The sequence below is a fragment of the Streptomyces resistomycificus genome (assembly GCF_001514265.1).
In the GTDB taxonomy this organism is placed as follows: domain Bacteria; phylum Actinomycetota; class Actinomycetes; order Streptomycetales; family Streptomycetaceae; genus Streptomyces; species Streptomyces resistomycificus.
In genome coordinates this window covers 128,816-153,144 of sequence record NZ_KQ948993.1, presented here as the reverse complement: position 1 = coordinate 153,144, position 24,329 = coordinate 128,816, and the positions used below count along the sequence as shown (strand labels likewise).

Annotated in this window: 19 protein-coding genes; 5 read left to right on the top strand and 14 right to left on the bottom strand. The window is 72.9% G+C overall.

What is annotated here, in order from left to right:
- Window positions 1–72: 72 nt before the first annotated feature.
- The 4 genes from AQJ84_RS21995 to AQJ84_RS21980 all read right to left on the bottom strand — a co-directional run bounded on the left by AQJ84_RS21995 (window position 73) and on the right by AQJ84_RS21980 (window position 6,719).
- Window positions 73–1,137, bottom strand: coding sequence for a LacI family DNA-binding transcriptional regulator (locus tag AQJ84_RS21995; protein WP_053190441.1), 1,065 nt, complete (start codon window positions 1,135–1,137; stop codon window positions 73–75).
- 122 nt (window positions 1,138–1,259) lie between these two features.
- Window positions 1,260–3,641, bottom strand: a complete 2,382-nt coding sequence (locus AQJ84_RS21990) for a beta-galactosidase (protein ID WP_053190442.1) — start codon at window positions 3,639–3,641, stop codon at window positions 1,260–1,262.
- Window positions 3,641–5,401, bottom strand: coding sequence for a glycoside hydrolase family 35 protein (locus tag AQJ84_RS21985; protein WP_053190443.1), 1,761 nt, complete (start codon window positions 5,399–5,401; stop codon window positions 3,641–3,643). Before AQJ84_RS21985 ends, AQJ84_RS21990 begins: the two co-directional genes overlap by 1 nt.
- Window positions 5,402–5,474: 73 nt before the next feature.
- Window positions 5,475–6,719 (bottom strand): MFS transporter, encoded by a 1,245-nt coding sequence (locus tag AQJ84_RS21980; protein WP_030043981.1) that lies wholly within the window; start codon window positions 6,717–6,719, stop codon window positions 5,475–5,477.
- 195 nt (window positions 6,720–6,914) lie between these two features.
- Between AQJ84_RS21980 and AQJ84_RS21975 the strand changes: the two genes are divergently transcribed.
- The 3 genes from AQJ84_RS21975 to AQJ84_RS21965 all read left to right on the top strand — a co-directional run bounded on the left by AQJ84_RS21975 (window position 6,915) and on the right by AQJ84_RS21965 (window position 9,102).
- A complete protein-coding gene (locus AQJ84_RS21975) occupies window positions 6,915–7,607 on the top strand; it encodes a helix-turn-helix transcriptional regulator (protein WP_030043980.1) in 693 nt (230 codons plus the stop codon).
- On the top strand, window positions 7,604–8,581 hold the full coding sequence (locus tag AQJ84_RS21970; protein ID WP_030043979.1) for a threo-3-hydroxy-L-aspartate ammonia-lyase: 978 nt from the start codon (window positions 7,604–7,606) through the stop codon (window positions 8,579–8,581). Before AQJ84_RS21975 ends, AQJ84_RS21970 begins: the two co-directional genes overlap by 4 nt.
- 158 nt (window positions 8,582–8,739) lie before the next feature.
- The gene (locus AQJ84_RS21965; protein ID WP_030043978.1) at window positions 8,740–9,102 is read left to right on the top strand and encodes a cupin domain-containing protein; all 363 of its coding nucleotides are present in this window, start codon (window positions 8,740–8,742) and stop codon (window positions 9,100–9,102) included.
- 153 nt (window positions 9,103–9,255) lie between these two features.
- Here the strand turns inward: AQJ84_RS21965 and ligA are convergent, their stop codons facing one another.
- The 5 genes from ligA to AQJ84_RS21940 form a co-directional block, all read right to left on the bottom strand.
- Window positions 9,256–11,358, bottom strand: coding sequence for an NAD-dependent DNA ligase LigA (gene ligA, locus AQJ84_RS21960; RefSeq protein ID WP_078632323.1), 2,103 nt, complete (start codon window positions 11,356–11,358; stop codon window positions 9,256–9,258).
- Between the two features lie 286 nt (window positions 11,359–11,644).
- On the bottom strand, window positions 11,645–13,003 hold the full coding sequence (locus tag AQJ84_RS21955; protein WP_053190444.1) for a vWA domain-containing protein: 1,359 nt from the start codon (window positions 13,001–13,003) through the stop codon (window positions 11,645–11,647).
- Window positions 13,000–13,857, bottom strand: coding sequence for an AAA family ATPase (locus AQJ84_RS21950; protein ID WP_030043975.1), 858 nt, complete (start codon window positions 13,855–13,857; stop codon window positions 13,000–13,002). Before AQJ84_RS21950 ends, AQJ84_RS21955 begins: the two co-directional genes overlap by 4 nt.
- Window positions 13,858–14,180: 323 nt before the next feature.
- Window positions 14,181–15,491 carry an FtsX-like permease family protein gene (locus AQJ84_RS21945; protein ID WP_053190445.1) on the bottom strand — a complete coding sequence of 437 codons (1,311 nt, stop codon included), beginning with the start codon at window positions 15,489–15,491 and terminating at the stop codon, window positions 14,181–14,183.
- Between the two features lie 3 nt (window positions 15,492–15,494).
- On the bottom strand, window positions 15,495–16,286 hold the full coding sequence (locus AQJ84_RS21940; RefSeq protein ID WP_037804208.1) for an ABC transporter ATP-binding protein: 792 nt from the start codon (window positions 16,284–16,286) through the stop codon (window positions 15,495–15,497).
- Window positions 16,287–16,421: 135 nt separating this feature from the next.
- On the opposite strand from AQJ84_RS21940, the gene AQJ84_RS21935 reads away from it, so the two are divergent.
- The gene (locus tag AQJ84_RS21935; RefSeq protein WP_030043972.1) at window positions 16,422–17,066 is read left to right on the top strand and encodes a hypothetical protein; all 645 of its coding nucleotides are present in this window, start codon (window positions 16,422–16,424) and stop codon (window positions 17,064–17,066) included.
- 67 nt (window positions 17,067–17,133) lie between these two features.
- Window positions 17,134–17,727, top strand: coding sequence for a hypothetical protein (locus AQJ84_RS21930; RefSeq protein ID WP_128092359.1), 594 nt, complete (start codon window positions 17,134–17,136; stop codon window positions 17,725–17,727).
- A gap of 60 nt (window positions 17,728–17,787) precedes the next feature.
- Here AQJ84_RS21930 and AQJ84_RS21925 read toward each other — a convergent pair whose 3' ends face one another.
- From AQJ84_RS21925 to AQJ84_RS21905, 5 genes are all read right to left on the bottom strand, one after another.
- Complete coding sequence (locus AQJ84_RS21925) at window positions 17,788–18,432, bottom strand: LutC/YkgG family protein (protein ID WP_030043970.1); 645 nt, start codon at window positions 18,430–18,432, stop codon at window positions 17,788–17,790.
- Window positions 18,429–19,907, bottom strand: coding sequence for a LutB/LldF family L-lactate oxidation iron-sulfur protein (locus AQJ84_RS21920; RefSeq protein WP_053190446.1), 1,479 nt, complete (start codon window positions 19,905–19,907; stop codon window positions 18,429–18,431). Before AQJ84_RS21920 ends, AQJ84_RS21925 begins: the two co-directional genes overlap by 4 nt.
- Window positions 19,904–20,659, bottom strand: a complete 756-nt coding sequence (locus AQJ84_RS21915; protein ID WP_030043969.1) for a (Fe-S)-binding protein — start codon at window positions 20,657–20,659, stop codon at window positions 19,904–19,906. The genes AQJ84_RS21920 and AQJ84_RS21915 overlap by 4 nt, the downstream gene beginning before the upstream one ends.
- A 70-nt stretch (window positions 20,660–20,729) precedes the next feature.
- Window positions 20,730–22,178, bottom strand: coding sequence for a rhamnulokinase (locus tag AQJ84_RS21910; protein WP_053190447.1), 1,449 nt, complete (start codon window positions 22,176–22,178; stop codon window positions 20,730–20,732).
- A complete protein-coding gene (locus AQJ84_RS21905) occupies window positions 22,175–24,214 on the bottom strand; it encodes a bifunctional rhamnulose-1-phosphate aldolase/short-chain dehydrogenase (RefSeq protein WP_053190448.1) in 2,040 nt (679 codons plus the stop codon). The genes AQJ84_RS21910 and AQJ84_RS21905 overlap by 4 nt, the downstream gene beginning before the upstream one ends.
- Window positions 24,215–24,329 lie beyond the last annotated feature (115 nt).

Sequence of the window (24,329 nt, the reverse complement as noted above, 5' to 3'; positions counted from 1 at the left end):
GCCCTCGTCCTCCTCGTCGGACCGTGGCCGCTGCTGACCCCTCCGGGCCGGCCGCCCGCTGTGGTCGACGGCTCAGCGCGGTGCCGGGCCGCTGCTGCGCCGGACGACGAGGTCGACCGGGACCACCGACTCGGGCGGGGCGGGCGCGCCGGGGCCGTCGATACGGTCGAGCAGGAGCCGCAGGGAGCGCGTGCCGATCTCGGCGAAGTCGGTACGCACGGTGGTCAGCGGCGGCAGCAGATGCGCGGCCTCGGGGATGTCGTCGTAGCCGACGACACTGACGTCTCCGGGCACCGAGCGGCCGGCCTCGTGGAGGGCGTGCAGGACCCCGAGAGCCATCTGGTCGTTGGAGACGAACACCGCCGTGACGTCCGGGCGGGCCGCGAGCCGACGGCCCAGCTCGTACCCGGAGTCGGCGCTCCAGTCGCCGACCAGCGGTTCGGGTACGTCGGCGCCGGCCGCCTCGAGGGTCGAGCGCCAGCCGTCCAGCCGGTGGTCGGCGGAGGTCCAGCCGGTCGGGCCCGCGACGTGCCACACGGTTGTGTGGCCCAGCCCGAGGAGATGCTCGGTGGCCTTGCGGGCCCCGGCCCGCGAGTCGCCGGTGACCAGCTCCGTGTGGTCGTCCAGACCGTTCTCCAGCACCACCAGCGGAGTGTCGAGAGAGGCGTCGGCCAGGGCGCGGCCCACCCACAGCTGCGGGGCGATGGCGATCACGCCGTCCGCGCCCTCGGCCGACAGCCGGTCCACGGCCGCCACGACCGTGTCGTGGTCGGCCGTGTCCAGCGCGATGGAGCTCACCAGGTACCCGGCCTCCTGGGCCGCGGTGTTGATCGCCGTGAGGATGGCGGCCGGCCCGTACCGGGCGGCGTCGAAGGAGATGACCCCGAGCATCCGGGTCCGGCCGCTGGCCAGGGACCTGGCGCTGCGGCTGGGCCGGTAGCCGAGCGTGCGCATCGCCACCAGCACCCCCTCGCGGGTCTCCGGACGGACGGAGGGGTGGTCGTTCAGCACACGCGAGACGGTCTGCTTGGAGACACCGGCCAGCCGGGCCACGTCGTCCATCACGGGACGCGAGCCCGCGAAGTTCCGTCTGCTGCGCCCCTTCGGGACGGTCCCGTCGGCGGCGCTTCGGGTCATGGTGGCAGTTTCCTCGACGTCGTCACGGCGGTTGGGTCCCGCCCGGCAGGACCACAGCATAGGCGGGGCGGACCCGAGGGCCCCGGGTGTCGGACCCTCGGGTTTCGGTGCTCGCGCGGGCCTCAGCCGGCCCGCACGCTCCGGGTGCGGGCGATGACCCACTCGGCGTCCACGACGGCCGCCGTCAGCCCGGCGCCGCGCGCCTCCTCGGGCACGTACACCGGGGCGTCGGCGTGCAGGGGCAGCACCCGCAGGCGCAGACCCTCCGTGCGCGGGACGCCGGCGGGCAGCCGGTCCAGGCCGATGTCCCAGACGCGCCCCGAGAAGAACTGGTCCGCGACGAGGGTCCCGCCCACGTACGCCCGCCCCACGTCACCGGTCCAGCGCAGGCGCAGCAGGGTGCCCGGCGGCAGGTCGTCCGGCACGTCGACGCGGTACTCGGCGGCGACGGTGTCGAAGTACTTGTCGGCGGGCGCGCTCGCCCGGCCCTGCACTCCGGTCGCGGTCTCGGGCGCGGGACCGGCGGGCCGCACCAGCGTGACGCGGGGGGTGGCCCGAGCGCGCCCGCCGGAGGGGACCGCGTAGTGGGTGAACACCCCGTCCGCCTCCGAGGCCGCCGTCGCCCCGTCCACCAGCGGTGCCCGCTCCGGGGCGGGCAGCACCGCGAACGACACGGGCGCCTCGGACCCGTGCAGCCGTACCTCCTCGTGGTCGAACACGACCCCGTCCCCGCACAGCACCAGCCGCTCGGCACCCCAGGCCTCGCCCCGGTACGCGGTACGCGCCGTCGCCGCGTCCAGGACCAGCAGCCCCACCCGGCCCCCGTCCGCCGTCTCCACCTCGACCAGGGCGTCGGTGCCCGGCCGCAGCCCGGTCACCAGCAGACGGTCGCCGACCGGCGTGACCTCCCCGCTCGGAGTTCCGACCGACGCCACCGTCCCGGCGTCCAAGGCGAGTTCGGGCGCGATGCCGTCGGTCGCCGCCAGCACCAGGACCGTACGGCCGTCCACGTCGAGCGTGCACACCGGCTGCGCGGTGGCCCACTCCAGGCGCAGGCCCGCCACGTCGAGCCGCAGCGGCCAGCAGAAGTACGCGCCGCCCGGGACGGTGACGGGGGTGCTCGGCAGCTTCAACGCGCCGCAGTCGTCCGGGAACTCGACGGTGAACGAGGTGTCCGGATGGTCCGGCAGCGGTTCGTGCGGCTGGTGGTTGTTGACGAACAGGAACCCCGAGGTGCCGTCGGCGCGCACGGCCCAGCGCAGGGTCTCGCGGTCGTCCTGCCCGTCCGGCCGAAGCTCGGGCAGCACGGACTCCATGGGCGCCAAGAGATGGCCGAAGTCCGCCAGCAGCAGGTGCTGGAGGCGCAGTTCGTGGTACGTCGGCCGGTACTGGCCGTACTCGCCGAGCGGGGCCTGGAAGTCGTACGTCAGCACGGGCAGGTCGTTGGGATAGCCGGTGGCGTGCGACTCCTGCAAGGTGGTGCGCTCACCGGCGGGGTTGGTGCCGCCGTGGAACATGTAGAAGCCCTGCCAGACCGAACCACAACCGATCTTGGTAAGGCCCAGCGCGCCGATGTCGTCGGCGTCGACGCGCGGCCGTCGGTGGTACGACACCGCCATGCCGCCGCCCAACTCGCAGGTGGCCCAGGGGAACCGGTCGGCGAAGGCGTCCGGGGCACCGCCGCGCACGGTGGTGGGCCGCAGGTCGGCGCCGATACCCTCGTCGTCCCGCTGGTGGGTGAAGAAGAAGTGCTTGCGGCAGGTGTCGGGCCAGCCGCCGTCCGCCTCGGTCCAGAAGGTCTCGGTGTAGCCGCCGTACAGCGGGAGCAACTCGTCGGGCGGGAGCTGGACCCCGCCCCACGCGGTCGACGTCCACAACGGGGCGCTCAGTCCGGCCCCCTGGGCGATCCGCTTGAGGGTCAGGAGGTGGCCGGGCTGGTCGTAGAGCTCGTTCTCGATCTGGATGGCCACGATCGGGCCGCCGTGGGCCCGGTCGAGGCCGCGCAGCTGTTCGGCGATCGCCGTGAACCAGGCGCTCACGGGTTCCAGATAGGCGGGGTCGTCGGTGCGCGGGACGCAGTCGCGGGCCAGCAGCCAGTCGGGCAGGCCGCCGCCCCGGACCTCCGCGTGCGACCACGGGCCGACACGGGGGATGAAGTCCAGCCCGTGACGGGCGCACAGCTGGGCGAACCGGCGCACGTCGCGGTCGCCGTCGAAGCGGACGCGGCCCTCGATCTCCTCGTGGTGGATCCAGATGAGGTAACTGGCGACGGCGGTCACTCCGGCCGCCTTCATCTTCAGCAGTTCCTCCTCCCACTCCCCGGCGGGGTAGCGCGAGTAGTGGAACTCGCCGGAGACCGGGAACCAGGGACGGCCGCCCCGCGTGAGCCAACGGCTGTTGACCTCGATCGGGTCGGACACGCCCGGAGCGTCGCGGAGGGGCAGGTGCCCGGCCGCCGGTGGCCCGGCGGGGGCGGGGACGCGCAGGCGGTGCGGCTGGGCCATCAGCTGTTCTCCGGTCCGAGGTCGGGAGTGTCGGTGAGCCGGGCGCGGGTGCCGGTGGTGGCGTGCAGCTCCAGCAGCACGAGTTCATTGGTGCCCGGCCGCAGCACCGGGCCGGGGACGTACAGGGTGCCCTGCGGGCCACGGTTCCAGTAGCGGCCGAGGTGGAAGCCGTTGATCCAGGCGTGGCCCTTGGTCCAGCCGGGCAGCGCGAGGAACGTGTCCGCCGGGCTCTCCACCTCGAACGTGCCCTGGTGGAAGGCGGGCACGGAGTCCGTGGCCGCGTCGGACGCCGTGAACGGCACCGCGCCCAGGTCACCCGTCGGCACGGGCCGGCACTCCCAGCCGTGCAGGGCGACACCCTGGAAGGACACCGGCCCGAGCAGGCCCTTGGACGCGCCGATGCGGGGCCCGTAGTTCACCCCGCCCTGGTTCTCCACGAGCACCTCGATCACGGCACCGGGCTCCGGTACCCGCACCGGCAGGGTCTCGTCGTGGCGCTCGCGTTCCAGTACGCCGACGGGGGCGCCGTCCACGAAGACCTGCGCCCGGTCGCCGACACCGCCCGCGAAGCGCAGCAGTCCGTCGCCGGAGGCGGGAACGCTGGTGCGGTAGAGCACATGGCCGCCGTGCACGCCGAGTTCGGCCATGGTCACGGGGTCCTGCGTCCGCACCGCGGGCTCCAGTGTCCGCAGGTACGGCAGGAGTGCCGCCCGGCGCTCCAGCCGTACCTCGGTGGGCGGGAGCTTGCGGCTCGGTGCCGGGGCCGGCTCGGCGGGGACGGGCGCGTGTCGGGCGATGACCTCACGGAACGCGTGGTACTTGGGGCCGGGGTCGCCGCTCTCGGTGAGCGGGGCGTCGTAGTCGTAGGAGGTGACCGTGGGCGCGTAGGTGTGGTGGTGGTTGGCGCCGTTGGTGAAGCCGAAGTTGGTGCCGCCGTGGAACATGTAGATGTTCACCGAGGCCCCCGCCGACAGCAGCCGGTCCAGGTCGGCCGCGGCCTGTTCGGCGGGCCGCACGTGGTGCGGCCCGCCCCAGTGGTCGAACCAGCCGATCCAGAACTCCGCGCACATCAGGGGCCCTTCGGACTGGTGGGCGCGCAGGGCGGCCAGATGTTCGTCGATCCGGCCCCCGAACGTGCCGGTGCTGAGCGTGCCGGGCAGACCGCCCGCGGCCAGGTGCTTGGCGTTGGCCTGGTCGCAGGTGAACAGCAGCTCGTCGACGCCCCGGGAACGCAGGGCCTGTTCGACGTGCTTGAGGTACGCGGTGTCGTCGCCGTAGGCCCCGTACTCGTTCTCCACCTGTACGGCGATCACCGGACCGCCGTTGGCTGCCAGGTACGGCGACAGCGGCGGCAGCAGCTGGTCCAGGTAGCGGTCGAAGGCGTCGGTGAAGCGGGGGTCACTGGTGCGCAGCCGGATGTCGGGGTCCGAGACCAGCCACGCGGGCAGCCCGCCGTCGTCCCACTCCGCGCAGATGTACGGGCCGGGGCGCAGCAGCACGTGCAGCCCCTCCGCCTGTGCCAGCCGCAGGAAGCGGGGCAGGTCGAGAAGGCCGTCGAGGACGAGGGTGCCGGGCTCCGGCTCGTGGAGGTTCCACGGCAGGTACGTCTCCACCGCGTTGAGACCCATCAGGCGTGCCTTGCGCAGCCGGTCGGACCACTGGTCGGGATGGACACGGAAGTAGTGCAGGGCCCCGGAGATGATCCGGAACGGCTCGCCGTGCAGGAGAAAACCGTCGGACGAGGTCGTCAGAGCGGACATACGGGGGCTTCCCTTCGAGTGCGGTGTGGCGGCCGAATTCCGGCGGGTCCGGCGGTCCGGCGGGTCCAGCGGGTCACTGGGGCCGGCGGGAGGTCCGGCCGGAGGGCCGGGGGACCGGCGCGGGGTCGTGGTTTCGGGTACTGCGGATCAGCCAGAGCGTCGCGGCCAGACACAGGGCCGAGACGCCGGCGAGGACGAGCGGGACCGATCGGATGCCGGACATCTCGATCGCCTTGCCGAGCGCGGGGCCGGCCGCGACGCCGCCGACCATGGACGCGGCGATGACCAGGGCTCCGGCCCGCCGGGCGCGCGGGGCCGCCCGGTTCAGCCAGGGCAGGCCGGTGGGGAAGATCGGCGCGATGAACAGACCGACACCGGCGTACGCGTACGGCGCCAGCCCGGGGACGGAGGCCAGCAGCAGACAGACCGTCATGCCCGCGCAGGAGACCGTGATGATGGCCTGTGCGGAGAAACGCAGGGCGATCGGGGCGGTCAGGAAGCGGCCGACGGTCATCATCAGCCAGTACACGGAGGTCGCGGTGGCGGCGAACCCGGCGCCGTACCCCACCGTCTCCAGATGGGTCGGCTCCCAGCCGCCGACGCCCGCCTCGATGCCCACGTGCAGGACGTAGAGCGTGACGAACACCCCGAGCACCGAGCCCAGGCTCCGGCCGAGGACCCGTGGGTCACCGGCCGCGGGGTTGCCGTCGGTGGGCCCGGGCACGTGGTCGCGTACGCCCTTCAGGCACCACAGCAGGGGCAGGTTGGCGAGCGCGAAGGCGAGGAACACCGCCGGGTAGTGCGTGGAGCCGATGGCGCCGATCAGTGCCGGGCTGAGGATCGCGCCGATGCCGAAGTGCGCGTGGAGGATGTTCAGCATCGCGGTCGACCGGCGGCCGAAACCGACCGCGAACAGCTGGTTGAGGCCGTAGTCGATGCCGCCGAAGCCGAGCCCGGCGAGCAGCGCCGCACCCAGTGCGGCCGGCCAGTTCGGCGCGAGCGCGAAGCCCGCCGCGCCGATCGCCATGAGCAGGTACGACGTCCCGAGGATCCGCCGGTGGCCGATTCGGCCGAAGAGCCGGTCGAACAGCAGCACACCCGCCACACCCCCCACGAAGTGGGCGCTGAGCCCCAGCCCCGCGGCCGAGGGGGAGAGCCCGAACTCCGCACGGAACGCCGGGATGGCCGGCCCGTACAGCGCCTGGAGCACGCCGATGAGGACGAAGCCCACGCAGGAGGCGACCACCGCGGAAGGGCTGAAGACCGGGGTGTCCGGCCTGGCCCGAGGGGACGACGACACGGGCGTGCTGCTGTCCACGACGCGTTCTTCCCCCGGCACGGCACACCTCTCGTTCGCTCCCCTTCGCTGTGATGTTACCGGTAACATCCAGGCCGTCAAGATCCCGGGAAGGTGCGGGTTCCGGGGTGGCCCCTGGATCAGGCTTTGGACTGTTGATCCAGGTTCTGGACGTGTAGTCTAGGTGGCCTGGTCGCGGCAGGGAGGTGGGCGCCGGTGAGCGAGGCGGCTGTGGAGGCGGAGCGGGACGCGGTCATCGCCGCGCTGGTCCCGGTGGTCGAGGGGATCGCGGCGACGTTCGGCCCGGTGTGCGAGGTGGTGCTGCACGACTACCGGCGCCCGGAGAAGTCCGTCGTGGCCGTCGCCGGCTCGGTGACGGGGCGTGCGGTGGGCGGAGCCATGAGCGAGATCGGCATGCGGATCGTCGCCCGGGGCGACGAGGCGCGGGACGAGCTGAACTACGTCACCCGGACCCGGACGGGACAGACGCTCAAGTCGTCCACCATGGTGCTGCGGGACTCCACGGGCGCGGTGTTCGGCGCGGTCTGCGTGAACCTGGACGTCACTTCGCTGACCGAGGCACACACCGTGCTGGGAGCGCTCGCCGGAATCGGCCGTCCGACCGCCGAACTGCCGGTCACCACGTTCGGCAACGACATCGACTCCGTCGTCGACGTGATGCTCGACGACCACCATCTCGGACAGAAGGGGCCGTGGGCGGTCCTCGACCGCCCGGCACGGCTGGAGCTGTTCCGCAGCCTGGACGAGCGCGGGGTCTTCGCCGTGCGCCGGTCGGTCGAGCAGGTCGCCGCCCGGCTGGGCATCTCCCGCGCCTCCGCGTACAGCTACCTCGCCCAGGCCCGCGCCGCGTCGGACCCGAGCCCCGACCCCACAGGAGGACACGCGTGACGACCACCACCCCACCGGTCACCTTCGACGACGTCCGTGACGCGGCCGCCCGGCTCAAGGGCGTCGCGCACCGCACCCCCGTGCTGCGTTCGAGAACCCTCGACGCCCTCGTCGGCGCCGAGGTCTTCCTCAAGTGCGAGAACTTCCAGCGGGTGGGGGCGTTCAAGTTCCGCGGCGCCTACAACGCGGCCTCGCGGCTGACGCCGGAGCAGCTGGCCCGGGGCATCGCCGCCTACTCCTCCGGCAACCACGCCCAGGCCGTCGCCCTGGCCGCCCGCGAGCTGGGCACCAGCGCCGTGATCGTCATGCCCGACGACGCCCCGGCCTCCAAGCGGGAGGCCACCGCCGGCTACGGCGCCGAGATCGTGACGTACGACCGCTACACCGGCGACCGTGTCGCCATCGCCGAGTCCCTGGCCGCCGAACGGGGCCTCGCGATCATCCCGCCGTACGAACACCCGCATGTCATCGCCGGGCAGGGCACGGCGGCGCTCGAACTGCTCGAAGAGGTGGGGGAGCTGGACGCGCTGCTGACTCCGGTCGGCGGCGGCGGCCTGATCGCCGGGAGTGCCACAGCGGCCAAGGGGCTGTACACGGACCTGCGGGTGATCGGCGTCGAGCCGGAGGCCGGGGACGACACCAAGCGGTCCCTGGAGGCGGGGCGGCGCATCGAGATCCCGGTGCCGCACACCATCGCCGACGGCCAGGCGCTGCACACCCCGGGCGAACTGACCTTCTCCCTCAACCGGCTGCTCGTCGACGCCGTCACCCTGGTGTCCGACGACGAGATCCGTCAGGCCATGCGGTTCGCCTTCGAACGCCTGAAGATCGTCGTCGAACCGAGCGGTGCGACGCCGCTGGCCGCACTCCTCAGCGGCCGGGCGGGTCCGCTGCCGCGCCGGGTCGGCGTGATCATCTCCGGGGGGAACGTCGACGCGGACCGCTTCGCCCGGTTGTGCGCCCGCGAGAGCTGACGGAGCCGCTCCGGCACCGGCCTCACCCGAATGGCGTCGCCGGGTGGACGGGCGGACGATGGAATGGTGGGGCCCGGCCCCGCCTGCGCCGCTCGCGGTGAGCGGGCGACGGTGACCGGCCCCGGCCGTCTCGAGCACGGCCGGAAGGGAGAGCCATCATGATCGAAGTGAAGGCGCTGGAGAAGCCGGACGAGCGCCGCGATTTCCCCCGGGGGCACCTGGAAGCCGTCCACCTCACCGGGCTCGACTTCGCCGTGGCCACCTTCGAACCGGGCTGGCGCTGGTCGGAGTCCGTGGCCCCGATCGCGGGCACGGACAGCTGCCAGATCCACCACAACGGCTATGTCGTCTCGGGGCGCATGCACATCCGCATGGACGGCGAGGGCGGCGAGAGCGAAGTGGGCCCCGGTGACGTCTTCGTCTGCCCGTCCGGGCATGACGCCTGGGTCGTCGGCGACGAACAGTGCGTGGTGTACGACTTCGCGGGAGGCATGGCGCAGGAGTACGCGAAGGCCGACTAGCCGACTAGCCGACTAGCCGACTAGACGGGGTGTGGGTCGAGTCGAGCACCCTGGCGAAGCCTCTGGTGGGAACGGGACTGCGCCTGCAGCCACCGCCGTACCGCCAGAGGCTTCACACGCCGACCGGTGACGCCACCCGGGTCAGGGTGCCGTTCAGTCGACGAAGTCGGCGACGAGCGTGGCGAATTCGTCGGGCGTGGCCAGGCGGATGCCGAGGGTCTCGGCCTTGGCGCGCTTGGATCCGGCGCCCTCCCCGGCGACGACGAGGCTGGTCTTCCTGGAGACGCTGGAGGAGGAGCGGCCGCCGGCGCGTTCCACGAGTTCGTTCATCTGGTTGCGGCTGAGCTTTTCCAGTACACCGGTCATGGCGCCGGTCACGACGACCGTCATGCCGCTCAGGGGCAGGTCCGCCGCGTCCGCGGCCGCCGGACCGTCGCCGTCGGCGGTGTCCTGGGTCGCGGGGGAGGGCGGGGTGGCGCCGGGCTCGGTCATGTTCACCCCGGCCGCGGCGAGTCTGTCGATGAGCGGGGCGAGTTCGGCGACCTCGGCCACGATCGACGGGGCCTTCTCGGTGCCGATGCCCTCCACCCGCTGCATCGCCTCCGCGTCCGCCGCCCGGATGGCGTCCATGGTGGCGAAGTAGCGGGCGATACGGCGGGACATGGACCGGCCGGTGCCCCGGATCCCCAGCGCGCACAGCACCCGCGACAGCGGCTGGTCCTTGGCGGCGGCGAGCGCGGCGAGGAGGTTGTCGGTGCTGGTCTCGCCCATCCGCTCCAGGCCCAGGAGCTGGTCGCGGGTGAGGGCGAACAGGTCGGCGAGATCCGCCACCAGCCCGGCCTCCACGAGCTGGACGACACGGGTGTGGCCGAGGCCCTCCATGTCGAGCTGGTCGCGGCCGGCGGCGTAGGAGAGAGCGGCCACGAGGTGGCAGTTGCGGCCGTTCTCGCAGCGCCAGCGCTGCTCCCCGGTGTCGATGCCGGAGCCGCACCGCGGACACGCTTCGGGGAACGCGATGGGCTGTTCCTCGCCGGTGCGCAGGTGCGCGACGGGGGCTTCGACGCGGGGGATGACGTCGCCGGCCCGGTGGACCATGACGTGGTCGCCCAGCCGCAGGTCGCGACGGGTGATGTCGGCGGGGTTGTGGAGGGTGGCGTAGGTGATGGTGGAACCGTCGATCTCGACCGGCTCCAGCACGGCGCGTGGGGCGATGATGCCGGTGCGGCCCACGTTCCACTCCACCTCCAGCAGCCGGGTGATCTTCTCCACCGCGGGCAGCTTGTAGGCGATCGCCCAGCGCGGGGCGCGCGAGCCCGACCCGGCGGCCCGCTGGTCGGCGGCCAGGTCGGCCTTGATGACGATCCCGTCGATCCCGAACGGCAGCTCGGCTCGCAGCGCCGCGATCTCCTGCACCCGGGCCATGACCTCTTCGGGAGTGCCGGCGGTGGTGCCGGGCACCGCGGTGGTGGCGGTGGTGTTGACCCCGTATGCGGCGGCCCGCGCCATCAGCTCGCTGTGCGGGAGCTCGCCCAGCCGCGCGGCCAGGTCCGTCCCGGTGTCCGGCATGGGCAGCAGGCCGTAGCCGAAGAACGTCATCGGCACGGTGTAGGCGCGCTCCCTGGCCCGCAGCGTGCCCGCGGCGGCGTTGCGCGGGTTGGCGAAGGGCTGCCCGCCGTGTGCCGTGCGCACCTCGTTGGCGTGCTCGAACTGCAGGGTGGTCATCAGGATCTCGCCGCGCACCTCCACGGTCACCGGCTCGGTCAGCTGCTCCGGCAGGCCCTCGATGGTGCCGATCGCGTGCGAGACGTCCTCCCCGGCCGTCCCGTCGCCACGGGTGATCAGCCGGCTCAGGCGGCCACGGGTGTAGCGGGCGGCGACCGCGAGTCCGTCGAGCTTCGGCTCGACACTGAAGCGGTCCGCCTCATGGCCGATGCGGCGGGCCAGCGAGGCGGTCCAGGCGGTGAACTCCTCGGCGGAGAACACGTTGTCCAGGCTCAGCATCGCCACGGTGTGAGGGACGTCCCCCAGGGCGGCGCCGGCGGCGACCTTCCCGGTGGGGGAGTCGGTGAGCACCTGGTCGGGATGGCCGGCCTCCCAGGCCGCGATGCCCCGTACCAGTCGGTCGTAGGTGTCGTCGTCCAACGGGGAGGTGCCGCCCGTGTAGTAGGCGGCCGCGGCCTTCACCGCGTCCTCGACCGCCTGCGCGTAGGCGGCGGCATCCACGATCTGTACGGCTGGTGTCGTCATACCCGTCATCCTGCCTGCCACCACTGACAACGCCCCTGGCCGTGGCCCTCGCCTGTCCTGCGGAGACCGATCGGTCCTCTCGGTCGTCCGCCCTGCTCGCCGCCGACCGGTACGAACGCGGCGCGAAGAAGGTCTTGCGCCCGCGACCCGCGCACCGTCACGCACCCCGACGTCGTGCCGCCGGCCATGGAGGTGAGTGGTCCCGCATCAGTCGCCGCGGCCGCCGAACAGACGCAGGACGTCAACCCGCTCACGGCCGGCCTCGCCGTGCCGTACCCGCGGCCGGCCACCCGAGTCAGACCGGCAGCAGGCGTCCCACCAGGGCGCTGAGCTGCCGGGCGTTACGGCACTCGTGCATCTCGACGAGCTCCGCGTAGGCGGAGGCGGCGGAGTCACCGGTGTCCCACTGGGAGCGTGCCTCGGGGTTCAACCAGTGGACGCGGCGGGCCTGTTCGGCGATCCGCCGTACGGCGGGCAGGTTCGGGTCGCTCATGTTCGTACGGGCGTCCCCCAGGACGAACACGGTCGTGCGCGGGCCGACCGCGTCCGCGTACCGCTCCGCGAACTCGCCCAGGGCCACGCCGTAGTCGCTGCTGCCGTGCCAGCCGGTCAGCGTGGCCTGGGACCGGATACGGGCGCCGAGACCCTCCGGGTCGGCCGCGCCGTGCACCAGCAGCCGCGTCACCTCGTCGAGCCGGTTGACGAAGGCGAACACGCGCACCTTGCTGAACTGGTCGTTGAGCGCCTGCACCAGCAGCATCGTGAAGTCGGAGAACCCGGAGACCGAGCCCGACACATCGCACAGCAGCACCAGTTCGGGCCGGGCCGGACGGCGTCGGCGCAGCACGGGCCGCATCGGCACCCCGCCGGTCGACAGCGAGCCGCGCAGCGTCCGCCGCAGGTCGATGCTGCCGCGCGCGGCACGGCGCCGCCGGGCCGAGAGGCGGGTGGCGAGCTTGCGGGCGAGCGGCTGAACCGTCCTGCGCAGCTCGGCCAGCCGGTCCCTGCCGGCGAACAGGAAGTCGACCCGGTCGGCGGTCGGGGCCACGGCCCGTCGCGCGATCTCGTCCCGGCCGCGCCGCTCGGCGACCCGTCGCCGGGCCTCCGCGCCCACCATCCGGCGGAACACCTCGATACGCTGCCGGATCTCGTCCTCCAGCAGCCGGTCGGTGAACCCCGGAGCGCCGCCCGACGCCCGCACGCCGTCGCGCACCCGGGCGAGCAGCGTCTGTGGGCGGAGCCGGTCCAGGGTCTGGTGCGCCGACCAGCCGTCCGACGACGGCGAGGAGCCGTAGCCGCCGAACCCGTCGACCGCCTCGGCCGCCAGCCGGCCCATCAGCGCCCGGTCGTTCGCGGCCAGCGCGGCGGCGAGCCGCTCCCGCAACGCGTCCCGGTCGGCGGCCGCCGTCTCCGGTCCGCCCACGCCGCGCGGGAAGTACAGGTCGAAGACCGGGTCGAACACCGGCCGTTGGGCCGTCCCGTGCAGCAGCGTCGCGGCCAGGCCCTCCCGCAGCAGCTCGCGGTCCGCGAGACCCAGGGCCGCCACCGCCCGCGCCGCGTCGACCGTCTCGCCGGTGCCGACCCGGATGCCGTGCGCGCGCAACGCGCCGACCAGGGACGTCAGCCGCTCCGTGACACCGGCCGGGGTACTCACACAGCCGCCAGGTCGAGCTTGGCGCCCGCCTTGAGGACATCGTCCTGGTGCTTCAGCAGCACGCCGAGGGTGTCCCGTACGACGCCCTCGTCGAGGGTCTCGGCGCCCAGCGCGAGGAGCGTGTGGGCCCAGTCGACGGTCTCCGCGACCGACGGGACCTTCCGCAGGTCCATGGCCCGCAACGCGCCGACCACCCTTACCACCGACTCGGCCAGCGCCTCGTCCAGGCCGGGCACCTTCAGACGTACGATCCGCCGCTCCAACTCCTCGTCGGGGAAGCCGATGTGGAGGAACAGACAGCGGCGCCGCAGTGCCTCGGACAGCTCGCGGCCGGCGTTCGAGGTGAGGACGACGAAGGGGCGTCGGGTCGCGGTGACCGTGCCCAGTTCGGGGACGGTCACCTGGAAGTCGCTGAGCACCTCCAGGAACAGGCCCTCGACCTCGACGTCCGCCTTGTCGGTCTCGTCGATCAGCAGCACCTTGGGCTCGTCGCCGCGGATCGCGGTCAGCAGCGGACGCGGCAGCAGGAACTCCTCGCTGAAGATGTCCGTGCGCGCCTCGTCCCACGTCTCGTCCCGGCCCGCGCTGATACGCAGCAGCTGCTTGGCGTGGTTCCACTCGTACAGCGCCCGGGACTCGTCCACCCCCTCGTAGCACTGCAGACGTATCAGGCGCGCCTCGGCGACCTGTGCCACCGCCTTGGCGAGTTCCGTCTTGCCGACCCCGGCGGGGCCCTCCACGAGCAGCGGCTTGCCGAGGCGGTCGGCGAGGAAGACGGTCGTGGCGACGGCGGGGGAGGCGAGATAGCCGGTCTCGGCGAGGCGGGCGGAGACGTCGTCGACGGAAGTGAACAGCAACGGGGCCTCCAGCTCGGCACGGGCGAGTTCGCGCCACTATCTAAGCGCTTGTTCACCTCCGGTGTCACGCGGTTCCGGCCCCCGCCCCCGCTCGAATACCAATCCGTCGCCCCGCTGCCGCGACGGAGGAAACCAAGCCGTTCGGCCACGACAGACAAGGCGTGCGCAGGTGCCGGGGTCGAGACGCCGGACGGACCGGCCACCGCCACCGGGAGGGCACTGCCGGCCGCGGCCGGTGTGAAGTAGTGGAGCGCGAACGGCGGATGGGGGGCGGCTGTCGGAACGGCCGCCCCCCACCTCGTCCTCGTCACGTCTCGCCCTCACGCGGCCACCGCGACCGCCCCCACGGCCGGAGTACGCAGTACCCGCCGCGCGGTGAGCAGGCTCGTCCCGAGCGTCGCCGCCGCGGCGACCGACACGACCGCCAGCCAGATGCCCAGGCCCTGCCCGGGCAGCACCGAGTCGGTGCGCACCAGAGTGAACGGGATGATCCCGGCGAGCGCGGCGAGGGTGCCGAAGGCCAGGCCCGTGACCGTAAGGATCAGCCCCTCCGCGCCCACCGTGCCGAGCACCTGCCCCGGCGTCGCCCCCGCCAGGCGCTGTTGCCCGAACTCCCGGCTGCGGTACGTGGTCGCCGCGTACAGCGTGTTGACCAGCATCACGCACACGAACACCACGATGATGCCGACGACCGTGAAGTTGAGCGTCTCCAGGTTCTTGGCGTCGACCGACCTCGTCAGCCCCGACGCCTCGACCGCGTCGCTCTCCACCGCCTGCATGTACAGGGTGGCCGTGGCGACCGCCGTGAACAGGATCAGCGACACCAGGATCCCGGCGAGACCGTCGGCCCGGTGGCGCAGGTTGCGCACCGCCAGCCAGCCGCTCCCGCCGGACAGCGGCAGACGCTCCAGCACACCCTTCAGCAGCCGCGGCGACAGCAGGGCGAAGCCCACCGACAGCAGGATCGCCCCGTACGCCGGTGCCGCCATCAGCGCCGCGTCCGTCGCCGAGAAGGCGAAGGTGGACAAGGTGCCCAGGGCACCGGCCAGCAGGGCCGCGCCGGCGAGGAACGTGCGGGCCCCGCCCCGCCGCCGGGAGCCGCGACCCGCCCGCCGTACGGCGAGGAACGCGGCACCCGCCGCCGCGAGCAGCGTGATGCCGGCACCCGACACCAGCGCGAGGGCACCGAAGGAGTGGTCCACGGACCGAGCCACCTGGCCACTGTCCTGGAACACCCCCAACAGCACCTGCCCGCCGAGCATCGCCGGGCCGACCGCGAGCGACGCCCCCACCAGCGCCACCGCCACCGCCTCACCCACCACCATCCGCCCGATCTGCGCCGGAGTCGCCCCCGAGCAGCGCAGCAGCTCCAGTTCGGCGGCGCGCTGACGGACGTTGACGGTCAGCGTCGAGGCGACGGCGAAGAACACCAGGAGGGTGCCGTAGCCGCCGACCACGCCCGCCGCGGTGGTCAGCGTCTGCGCGCTCACCGGGTCGACGCCGCTTCGCGCCGCCGTGTCGTGCATCGAGTTGAACGTCATGATGATCGCCGCGCCCAGGAAGGCGGACAGCAGCGTCGCGAGGAACCGCCCGGGCCGCTGCCGGATCGACCGCATCGCCAGCACGAACATCGCTCACACCCCCGCCATCGTGTCGTCGCCCAGGTGCGCCAGCCGCTCGGCGACCGCGTCCGCCGAAGGCGTGTCCATCCGGCCCGCCAGCCGGCCGTCCGCCAGGAACAGCACGGAGTCGGCGTAGGACGCGGCGACCGGGTCGTGCGTCACCATCACCACGGTCCGGCCGTGCACCCGCACCGCACGCCGGAGCAGCCCCAGCACGTCGCGTGCGCTGCGGGTGTCCAGGGCGCCGGTCGGCTCGTCCGCGAAGATCACCCGGGGCTCGGTGACCAGCGCGCGGGCGATCGCCACCCGCTGGCGCTGCCCGCCGGACAGCTGGTCGGGACGGTGGCCCAGACGGTCACCGAGCCCGACGGACACCAGCACCTCGCGGGCCCGCTCACGGTCCACGCGCCGCCCGGCGAGCCTGAGCGGCAGCACCGTGTTCTGGGCGACGGTGAGTGTGTCCAGCAGGTTGTACTGCTGGAACACGAACCCGATCCGGCCGCGCCGGAACCTCGTCAACTCCGCCTCGCCGCCCCCGGTCAGCTCCGTGCCGTCCACCCGCACGATGCCGCTGTCGGGCACGTCGAGGCCGGCCGCGCACTGCAACAGCGTCGACTTGCCGGAGCCCGACGGTCCCATCACCGCGGTGAAGGTGCCCCGGCCGAGGGTGAGCGTGACGCCGTCGAGGGCGGTCACGGCGTTCTCGTCCGTCCCGTAGGTCTTGGTGACCTTGACCAGCCGCAGTGCCTCGGTGGCGGGTCCCGTGTCGTGCGGGTGCCGCGAACCTGCGCGAAACATCGTCATCACTCTCCGTCCGGCACTCCGTGTGCCCCGCACAAGAAGCTACGCAGACGCGGGCGGCGGCACATGGGGCGCAGAACCCGTATCGGTGGGTGTACCCAGCGACACCCGGCGGCCCGATGCGCCAAGGTGATCCCCATGACTGACGGAATAGCCTGGCTCGCCGCGCCCGAGTCCGTCGCCTGCGGCGGTTACGGTGTCGTGATCGCCCGCGACCTCGCCTCGGACACGCTCGCCGCGCGCGTCGCCGCCACCGTGTCCGGCCCGCGCCGGGAGACGAAGTCCATCGGGGAACTCACCGGCACACAGGTGCGGGACCTGCTGGAAGGTCTCTTCGGGGACGTCCACGACGGGATCGCCCTGCGCCACGGGGAGATCGACGAGTGGGCGTACGTGGTCAAGTACGGCGGATGGCAGGGGGAGTTCGCCCGGACGCCCTCGGTGTCCCGCGGCGGCGCGGACGTCTTCCTGCTGGAGTACGAGGAGCTCAACGGCAAGCCGGTGCCGCCGCACTTCACCTACCTCCACGACGAACGCCTGATGTGCGCCCTCAACCTGCACCTCGACCACTCATGGGCCTATGGCGAGGCGCACGGGGACCTTGAGGTGGCACCCGCCGTGCAGGAACGGCTGACCGCGGCCGGGCTCCCCGACGAGACACTGGAGCGGCGCGTCGTCCACCGAGCCGCCCTGGAGGTGCTTCAACGGCACTTCGGCCTCACCCTGCCCCGGCGTCCGGTCCTGGAGGAGACGCTCCCGACGATGCTCCTGCAACAGCTGTGACACGCCTGTGACCGGAGCTGTGGCCTCCACCACAGCACCTTCGCGCGCGTGTTGATCGACTCGGCGGATGCGCAGAAGCATGCTGACCGCCGTGGCGGTCCCCGTCGCCGTGGCCGCCCTCACCCTGGCCGGCTGCGGCCAGACCCGCGCAGGGGCGAAGGCCGCGTCCGCCCCGAGCTCCGCCTCGCCGACGTCGACCTCGTCGGCGACGCCCCGTCACATCAGCGCGGAGCTGCGGGAGGTGGAGGACTCGACCTGCGGCACCACGACACCACGACCCTCGGCAGCAAGGACCTCCGCCTCGCCGTCCCCCCGGGTCGGCGAGGACCGGCCTCCCAACTACGGTGACAACAACGCCTATCGGCGCACCCTGCCACTCAAGGGCCTCGCGGTGTGCCGGGGCGAGGCACACGTCAGGCGGCTCACCGAGCAGCTCCGCGGCGTGCCCGTCGACAGGGCCGAGGTCGACGCCGCGCTCTCCCGCCTCGGCTACGGCGACCAGGTCGAGCGGGTCGGCAGCGACGGTGACGGCGTCCGGTTCGTCATCGGCCTCGACGGCGTGTGCGTCACGGGAACCCTCGGGCCGAGCCACGACGACACGGTCGAGGCCCACGGGCCCTACATGGAGGGCGGCTGCGTCGAGCCCGCCTACGGACACTGAGGACGCCCGGCCCGCGGGGCTGCCGGCCGTGACACCGACGCCGGACCACCCGCGATCCGCTCAGGCCGTCACCAGCACCACCTCCAGGGTGCGCGGGCCGTGTACGCCCTCCACCCGGTCGAGTTCGATGTCGCTGGTGGCCGACGGCCCGGAGATCCAGGTCAGCGGGCGCGCCGGGTCGAGCCGTTCGAGGGCCTGCGGCACGGACGACACGACCTGCTCGGGGACCCGTACGACGACGACGTGGTGGTCGGGCACGAGCGTGATGCGTCGGCGGCCCTGGTCCGGGCTCCCGTCCAGGACGATCGTGCCGGTCTCGGCGACGGCCACCGCACACGCGGTCACCACGCTGTCCACCCGGTCCAGTTCGTACGGAGTGCTCTCCGCCCGGTCGGCGAGCCGCTCGGCCTCGGCCGCCGACAGCCACTCCGGGTCGAGCCCCGGCGGCCCGAGCACGGTCCGTGAGCCCCGCGCGGCGAGCATCCCGGCGATCGTCGCCGCCAGGTCAGCGGCGGTGCAGCGGTGCACGATCGCCCGGTAGTCCGCCAGGTTCTCGGCCAGCAGGTCCACCCTCTGCTCGACGTCCAGGTCGCCGTGCTCACGCAGATAGTCCCGCGCGAACGCCTGCTCGTACGGCCTGTCGTCCTGCTCCACGTCCGCCAGGGCGCGCCGCACCCGGCCCAGGATCCGTTCCCTGCTGCTCACTTGGCGCCGTCCTTTCCACCGTGCGTCCGCTGCCACCAGTCGCGGAACGGCTCCGCGGGCACCGGCGGCAGATCCCGCGTCCCGCTCCACGCGCTGCCCGGTCCGGGCAGCGTACGGGGATGGAAACGCCGGGTGCGCGAGGCGAGCCGCTGGCCGGTGCGCAGCGCACCGGGGCGGGAGAACGCCCAGCGCGCGGCGCGCATCGCCGCCCGCTCGGCGGCGTGCCCCTTGGCGGGCTTGAGCACCACCCGGTTTCCCTCCCGGGTCACCGGGCCGCCCTCCACCACCCGCTCCCGCAGATGCACCAGCACCTCGGGGATGTCGATGGCGACCGGGCACACCTCGTAACAGGCCCCGCACAACGACGAGGCGTAGGGCAGGGAGGCGTCGATGTCGCTCGCGATGCCCCGCAGCTGGGGGCTGAGGATGGCACCGATCGGACCCGGGTAGACGGAGCCGTAGGCGTGGCCGCCGGCCCGCTCGTACACCGGACAGACGTTCAGACACGCCGAGCAGCGGATGCAGCGCAGGGCCTGGCGCCCCACCTCGTCGGCGAGGGTGTCCGTGCGGCCGTTGTCCAGCAGGACCAGGTGGAAGGTCCGGGGCCCGTCCTGGTCGGTGGTGCCGGTCCACGTGGACGTGTACGGATTCATACGCTCGGCGGTGGAGGAGCGGGGGAGGGTCTGCAGGAAGACCTCCAGGTCCTGCCAGGTCGGCACGATCTTCTCGATGCCCACGACCGAGATCAGGGTCTGCGGAAGCGTGAGGCACATCCGGCCGTTGCCCTCGGACTCGACGACGACCAGGGTGCCCGTCTCGGCGACCATGAAGTTGGCGCCGGAGATGCCGACCTTGGCGCGCAGGAACTTCTCCCGCAGGTGCAGGCGGGCCGCCTCGGCGAGTTCGGCGGGCGTGTCGGTGAGGCCCTCGGGGGCCGGGCGGCCCCACTCGCTCATCTCCCGCGCGAAGATGTCCCGGATCTCGCCCCGGTTGCGGTGGATCGCCGGGACGAGGATGTGCGAGGGCCGGTCCTTGCCCAGTTGCACGATCAGCTCGGCGAGATCGGTCTCGTAGGCGTGGATCCCCTCGGCCTCGAGGGCCTCGTTGAGCCCGATCTCCTGCGTGGCCATCGACTTGACCTTGACGACCTCGGACTCGCCGGTCTCCTTCACCAGCCGGGTGACGATCCGGTTCGCCTCGTCGGCGTCGGCGGCCCAGTGGACGACGCCGCCCGCGGCCGTGACGGACTCCTCCACCTGGAGGAGATACCGGTCGAGGTGACGAAGGGTGTGGTCCTTGATCTGTTTGCCGGCCTCCCGCAGCTCCGCCCAGTCCGACACCTCGGTGACGGCCTTCGCCCGCTTGGCGCGGATGGTGTGCGTGGCGTGGCGCAGATTGCCGCGCAGGGTCGGGTCGTTGACCGCTTCGTGCGCGGCCTCGGGGAAGGCCGGCATCCCCACGAACGTGCCGCTCATACCGTCGCCTCCCCTTCCGTGCCCGCCAGGATCTCCGCGATGTGCACCGGCCGCAGGGCCGTGCGCAGCCGGGTCATCGTCCCGCCGATGTGCATCAGACAGGAGTTGTCGGCCGCGCACAGCACGTCGGCGCCGGTCGACTCGGCGTTGCGCACCTTGTCCGCACCCATCGCCGCCGAGACGTCGGCGTTCTTCAGGGCGAAGGTGCCGCCGAAGCCGCAGCACTCGTCGGCGCCCGGCAACTCGACCAGCTCCAGTCCCTTCACCGCCTCCAGCAGCCGACGGGGCCGGTCGCCGAGACCCAGCCCGCGCAGTCCGTGGCAGGTCGGGTGGTAGGTGACGGTGTGCGGGTAGTACGCCCCGACGTCCGTCACCCCCAGCACGTCCACCAGGAACTCCGTGAGCTCGTACGTCTTCGGCACCACCGGCGCCAGTGTGGCCGCGAGGGAGTCCCCGCGCCCCTCGGCCCGGGCCCGCTGACCCATCCTCGGATACAGCTCCCGCACCATCGCCCCGCACGATCCGGACGGCGTCACGATGGCCTCGTAGTCCCGGAAGACATCGGAGAAATGCCTGGCCAGCGGCTCCGCCTCATGCCGGTAGCCGGTGTTGTAGTGCGCCTGCCCACAGCAGGTCTGCGCCATCGGGAAGTCGACCTCGACGCCCAGCCTGGTCAGCAGTTTCACCACGGCGCGCCCGGTGTCCGGATAGAGCGTGTCGTTGACACAGGTCAGGAACAGGGCGACACGCATCGCGGCTCCTTGCGTTCGATCATCGGATGAGTTCAGCCTAGTGCGGGCCGACGGCCCGGGGGAGTGCCCGTCACCGCAGGGTGAGCCGGTCCTGCGCCTCGCGCCACCGCTCCGCGTCGCCCCGCGGCTCGTACCGGGTGAGCGGCTGGGTACGGGTGAGCAGGCGTCGCATGCCCGCCAGATCGCCGACCAGCCCGTGGGCGCGCGCCTGGACCAGCACGTTGCCGAGGGCCGCCGCCTCCGTCGGGCCCGCCACCACCGGAAGCCCGCAGGCGTCGGCGGTCAGCTGGCACAGCAGCGCGTTGCGGGTGCCGCCCCCGACGACGTACACGACGTCGACCGGGTGGTCGGCGAGCCGCTGCGCGTCCTCGACGGCCCGGCGATGGGCCAGGGCCAGGGAGTCGAGAATGCAGCGGGTGACCTCGGCGGGCGACTCGGGCACCGGCTGCCCCGAGGCACGGCACGCCTCGGCGATCCGGTCCGGCATGCGCCCCGGCGCCAGGAACGCGGCGTCACCCGCGTCCACCACCGACCGCAGCGTCGGCACCTTGGCCGCGTCGAGGAGCAGTGCTCCCAGGTCGGGGTCCCCCCAGGCCCGTACGCACTCCTGGAGCAGCCACAGGCCCATGATGTTGCGCAGGTAGCGGACCGTGCCGTCCAGCCCCAGCTCGTTGGTGAAGTTGGCGGCGCGGCTCTCCTCCGTCAGCACCGGCGCGTCCAGCTCGAGCCCCGCGAGGGACCAGGTGCCGGTGCAGATGTACGCGAACCGCTCATCGCCGGCCGGTACGGCCGCCACCGCGGACGCCGTGTCGTGCGACCCCACGGCCGTCACCGGCACCGGGCCCCTCAGCCCGGTCTCCTCCAGTACGTCCGGACGCAGCACGCCCGCCGGATCGCCGGGCCGGCGCAGCGGCGCGAACAGCCCGAGGTCGATGCCGAGCCGGGAGGCCACGTCCCGCGACCACTCGCGCGTCCGGGGGTCGATCAGCTGGGTCGTCGAGGCGTTGGTGAGCTCGGTGCCCTGCTCGCCCGTCAGCCAGTAGGTGAGCAGGTCGGGGATGAGCAACAGGCGCTCGGCGTGGGCCAGCTGGGCGGAGGAGCGGGCCGCGACCAGCTGGTACAGCGTGTTGAAGGGGGCGTACTGCAGCCCGGTGGCCGCGTACAGCTCCTCGGCGGGCACGGTCGCCCACACCTTCTCCGCGACGGACTCGGTCCGCGCGTCCCGGTAGTGCACGGGGTTGCCGAGCAGCGCTCCGTCGGCGTCCAGCAGGCCGTAGTCCACGGCCCAGCTGTCGATGCCGACGGAGTCGACCTGGCCGGCCGCCCGCAGCCCCTCCAGGACACCCCCGTACAGACCGAGGATGTCCCAGCGCAGCCCTTCGGGCGTCCGCACCGGCCGGTTGGGGAAGCGGTGCGCCTCGGTCAGCTCGAGGCTGTCGGGGCCGACGCGGCCGACCATGACGCGTCCACTGGAGGCGCCCAGGTCGACCGCGGCGTACGACTTCACGGCCGCGCTCATCGCAGGAAGGCGGCCGCGACGCCGGCGTCGACCGGCACGTGCAGCCCGGTGGTGTGCGTCAGCTCCCCGCCGGTCAGCGCGAAGACCGCGTTGGCCACGTGGTCGGGCAGCACCTCGCGCTTGAGGATGGTCCGCTGGGCGTAGAACTCGCCCAGCTTCTCCTCCGGCACGCCGTACACGGCCGCCCGCTGGGCGCCCCAGCCGCCCGCGAAGATCCCCGAGCCGCGCACGACCCCGTCCGGGTTGACCCCGTTGACGCGGATGCCGTGCTCGCCCAGCTCGGCGGCCAGCAGCCGCACCTGGTGGGCCTGGTCGGCCTTGGTGGCGGAGTAGGCGATGTTGTTCGGGCCTGCGAAGACGGCGTTCTTGGAGGCGATGTAGACGATGTCGCCGCCCAGCTCCTGCGCGATCATCACCCGGGCCGCCTCGCGCGAGACGAGGAAGGAGCCGCGGGCCATGATGTCGTGCTGCAGGTCCCAGTCCTTCGCCGAGGTCTCCAGCAGCGGCTTGGAGATGGAGATACCGGCGTTGTTGACCACCAGGTCGACCCCGCCGAACGCCAGCGCCGCCGCCTTGAAGGCCGCGGCGATCTGCTCCTCCGAGGTGACGTCCACGGCCACGGCGACGGCCTTGTCGGCCCCGCCGAGCTCGTCCGCGACGGCCTGGGCGTTGCCGGCGTCGAGGTCCGCGATCACCACACACGCGCCCTCGGCGACCAGCCGCTGCGCGATCGCCTTGCCGATCCCGCTGCCCGCGCCCGTCACCAGGGCGACGCGGGTCGCCAGCGGCTTGGGCTTCGGCATCCGCTGGAGCTTGGCCTCCTCCAGCGCCCAGTACTCGATGCGGAACTTCTCCGACTCCTCGATCGGCGCGTACGTCGAGACCGCCTCGGCGCCCCGCATCACGTTGATCGCGTTGACGTAGAACTCGCCGGCCACGCGGGCGGTCTGCTTGTCCTTGCCGAAGGAGAACATGCCCACGCCCGGAACCAGCACGATCGCCGGGTCGGCGCCGCGCATCGCGGGGGAGTCGGGCTCGGCGTGCCGCCGGTAGTAGGCGGCGTACTCCTCGCGGTACTCGGCGTGCAGCTCCTTCAGCCGGGCGAGCGCCTCGTCCAGCGGGGCCGTCGGCGGCAGGTCGAGGACCAGCGGCCGGACCTTGGTCCGCAGGAAGTGGTCGGGGCAGGAGGTGCCGAGCGCGGCCAGCCGCGGGTGCTCGGCGGCGGCGAGGAAGTCGAGGACGACCTCGGAGTCGGTGAAGTGCCCGACCTGCGGCCTGTCCTGGGAGGCGACGGCACGGACGTACGGCGCCAGGGCCGCGGCCCGCTCCCGCCGCTCGGCCTCGGGCAGTGCCCCGTACCCGTCGATCACCGGACCGAAGGGCTCCGGCCTGCCACGCTCCGCCAGGAAGGCCTCCGCGGTCCGGATGATGTGCAGCGAGTTGCGCTCGCACTCCTCGGAGGTGTCACCCCAGGCCGTGATCCCGTGTCCGCCGAGGACACAGCCGATCGCCTGCGGATTGGCCTCCTTGACCGCCGCGATGTCCAGTCCGAGCTGGAAGCCCGGCCGCCGCCACGGCACCCACACCACGGTGTCGCCGAAACACTCGGCCGTCAGCTTCTCCCCGTCGGCCGCGCAGGCCAGCGCGATCCCGGAGTCCGGGTGCAGGTGGTCTACGTGCGCCGCCTCCACGAGCCCGTGCATGGCCGTGTCGATGGAGGGTGCGGCCCCGCCCTTGCCGTGCAGGCAGTAGTCGAACGCGGCGACCATCTCGTCCTCGCGCTCCACCCCCGGGTACACGTCGACCAGTGCCCGCATCCGGTCCAGCCGCAGCACGGCCAGCCCGCTCTCGGTCAGCGTGCCGAGGTCGCCACCGGACCCCTTCACCCACATCAGCTCGACGTCACCGCCGGTGACGGGGTCGGTGTCGGTGCCCTTCGCGGACGCGTTGCCGCCGGCGTAGTTGGTGTTGCGGGGATCGGCGCCGAGTCGGTGGGACCGGGCGAGGAGGGCGGCGGCTTCGGGATGGGGTGCCATGAACGTTCAGTCCTTACTGGAAAGAGGGTGAGTGCGTTTCCCTGGGGGCGCGGGGCCGTGGCGATGTGCGGCTCCGCCGGGTGGGCGCGGCGGCCGCTGACGGCCCGCGGCCCGC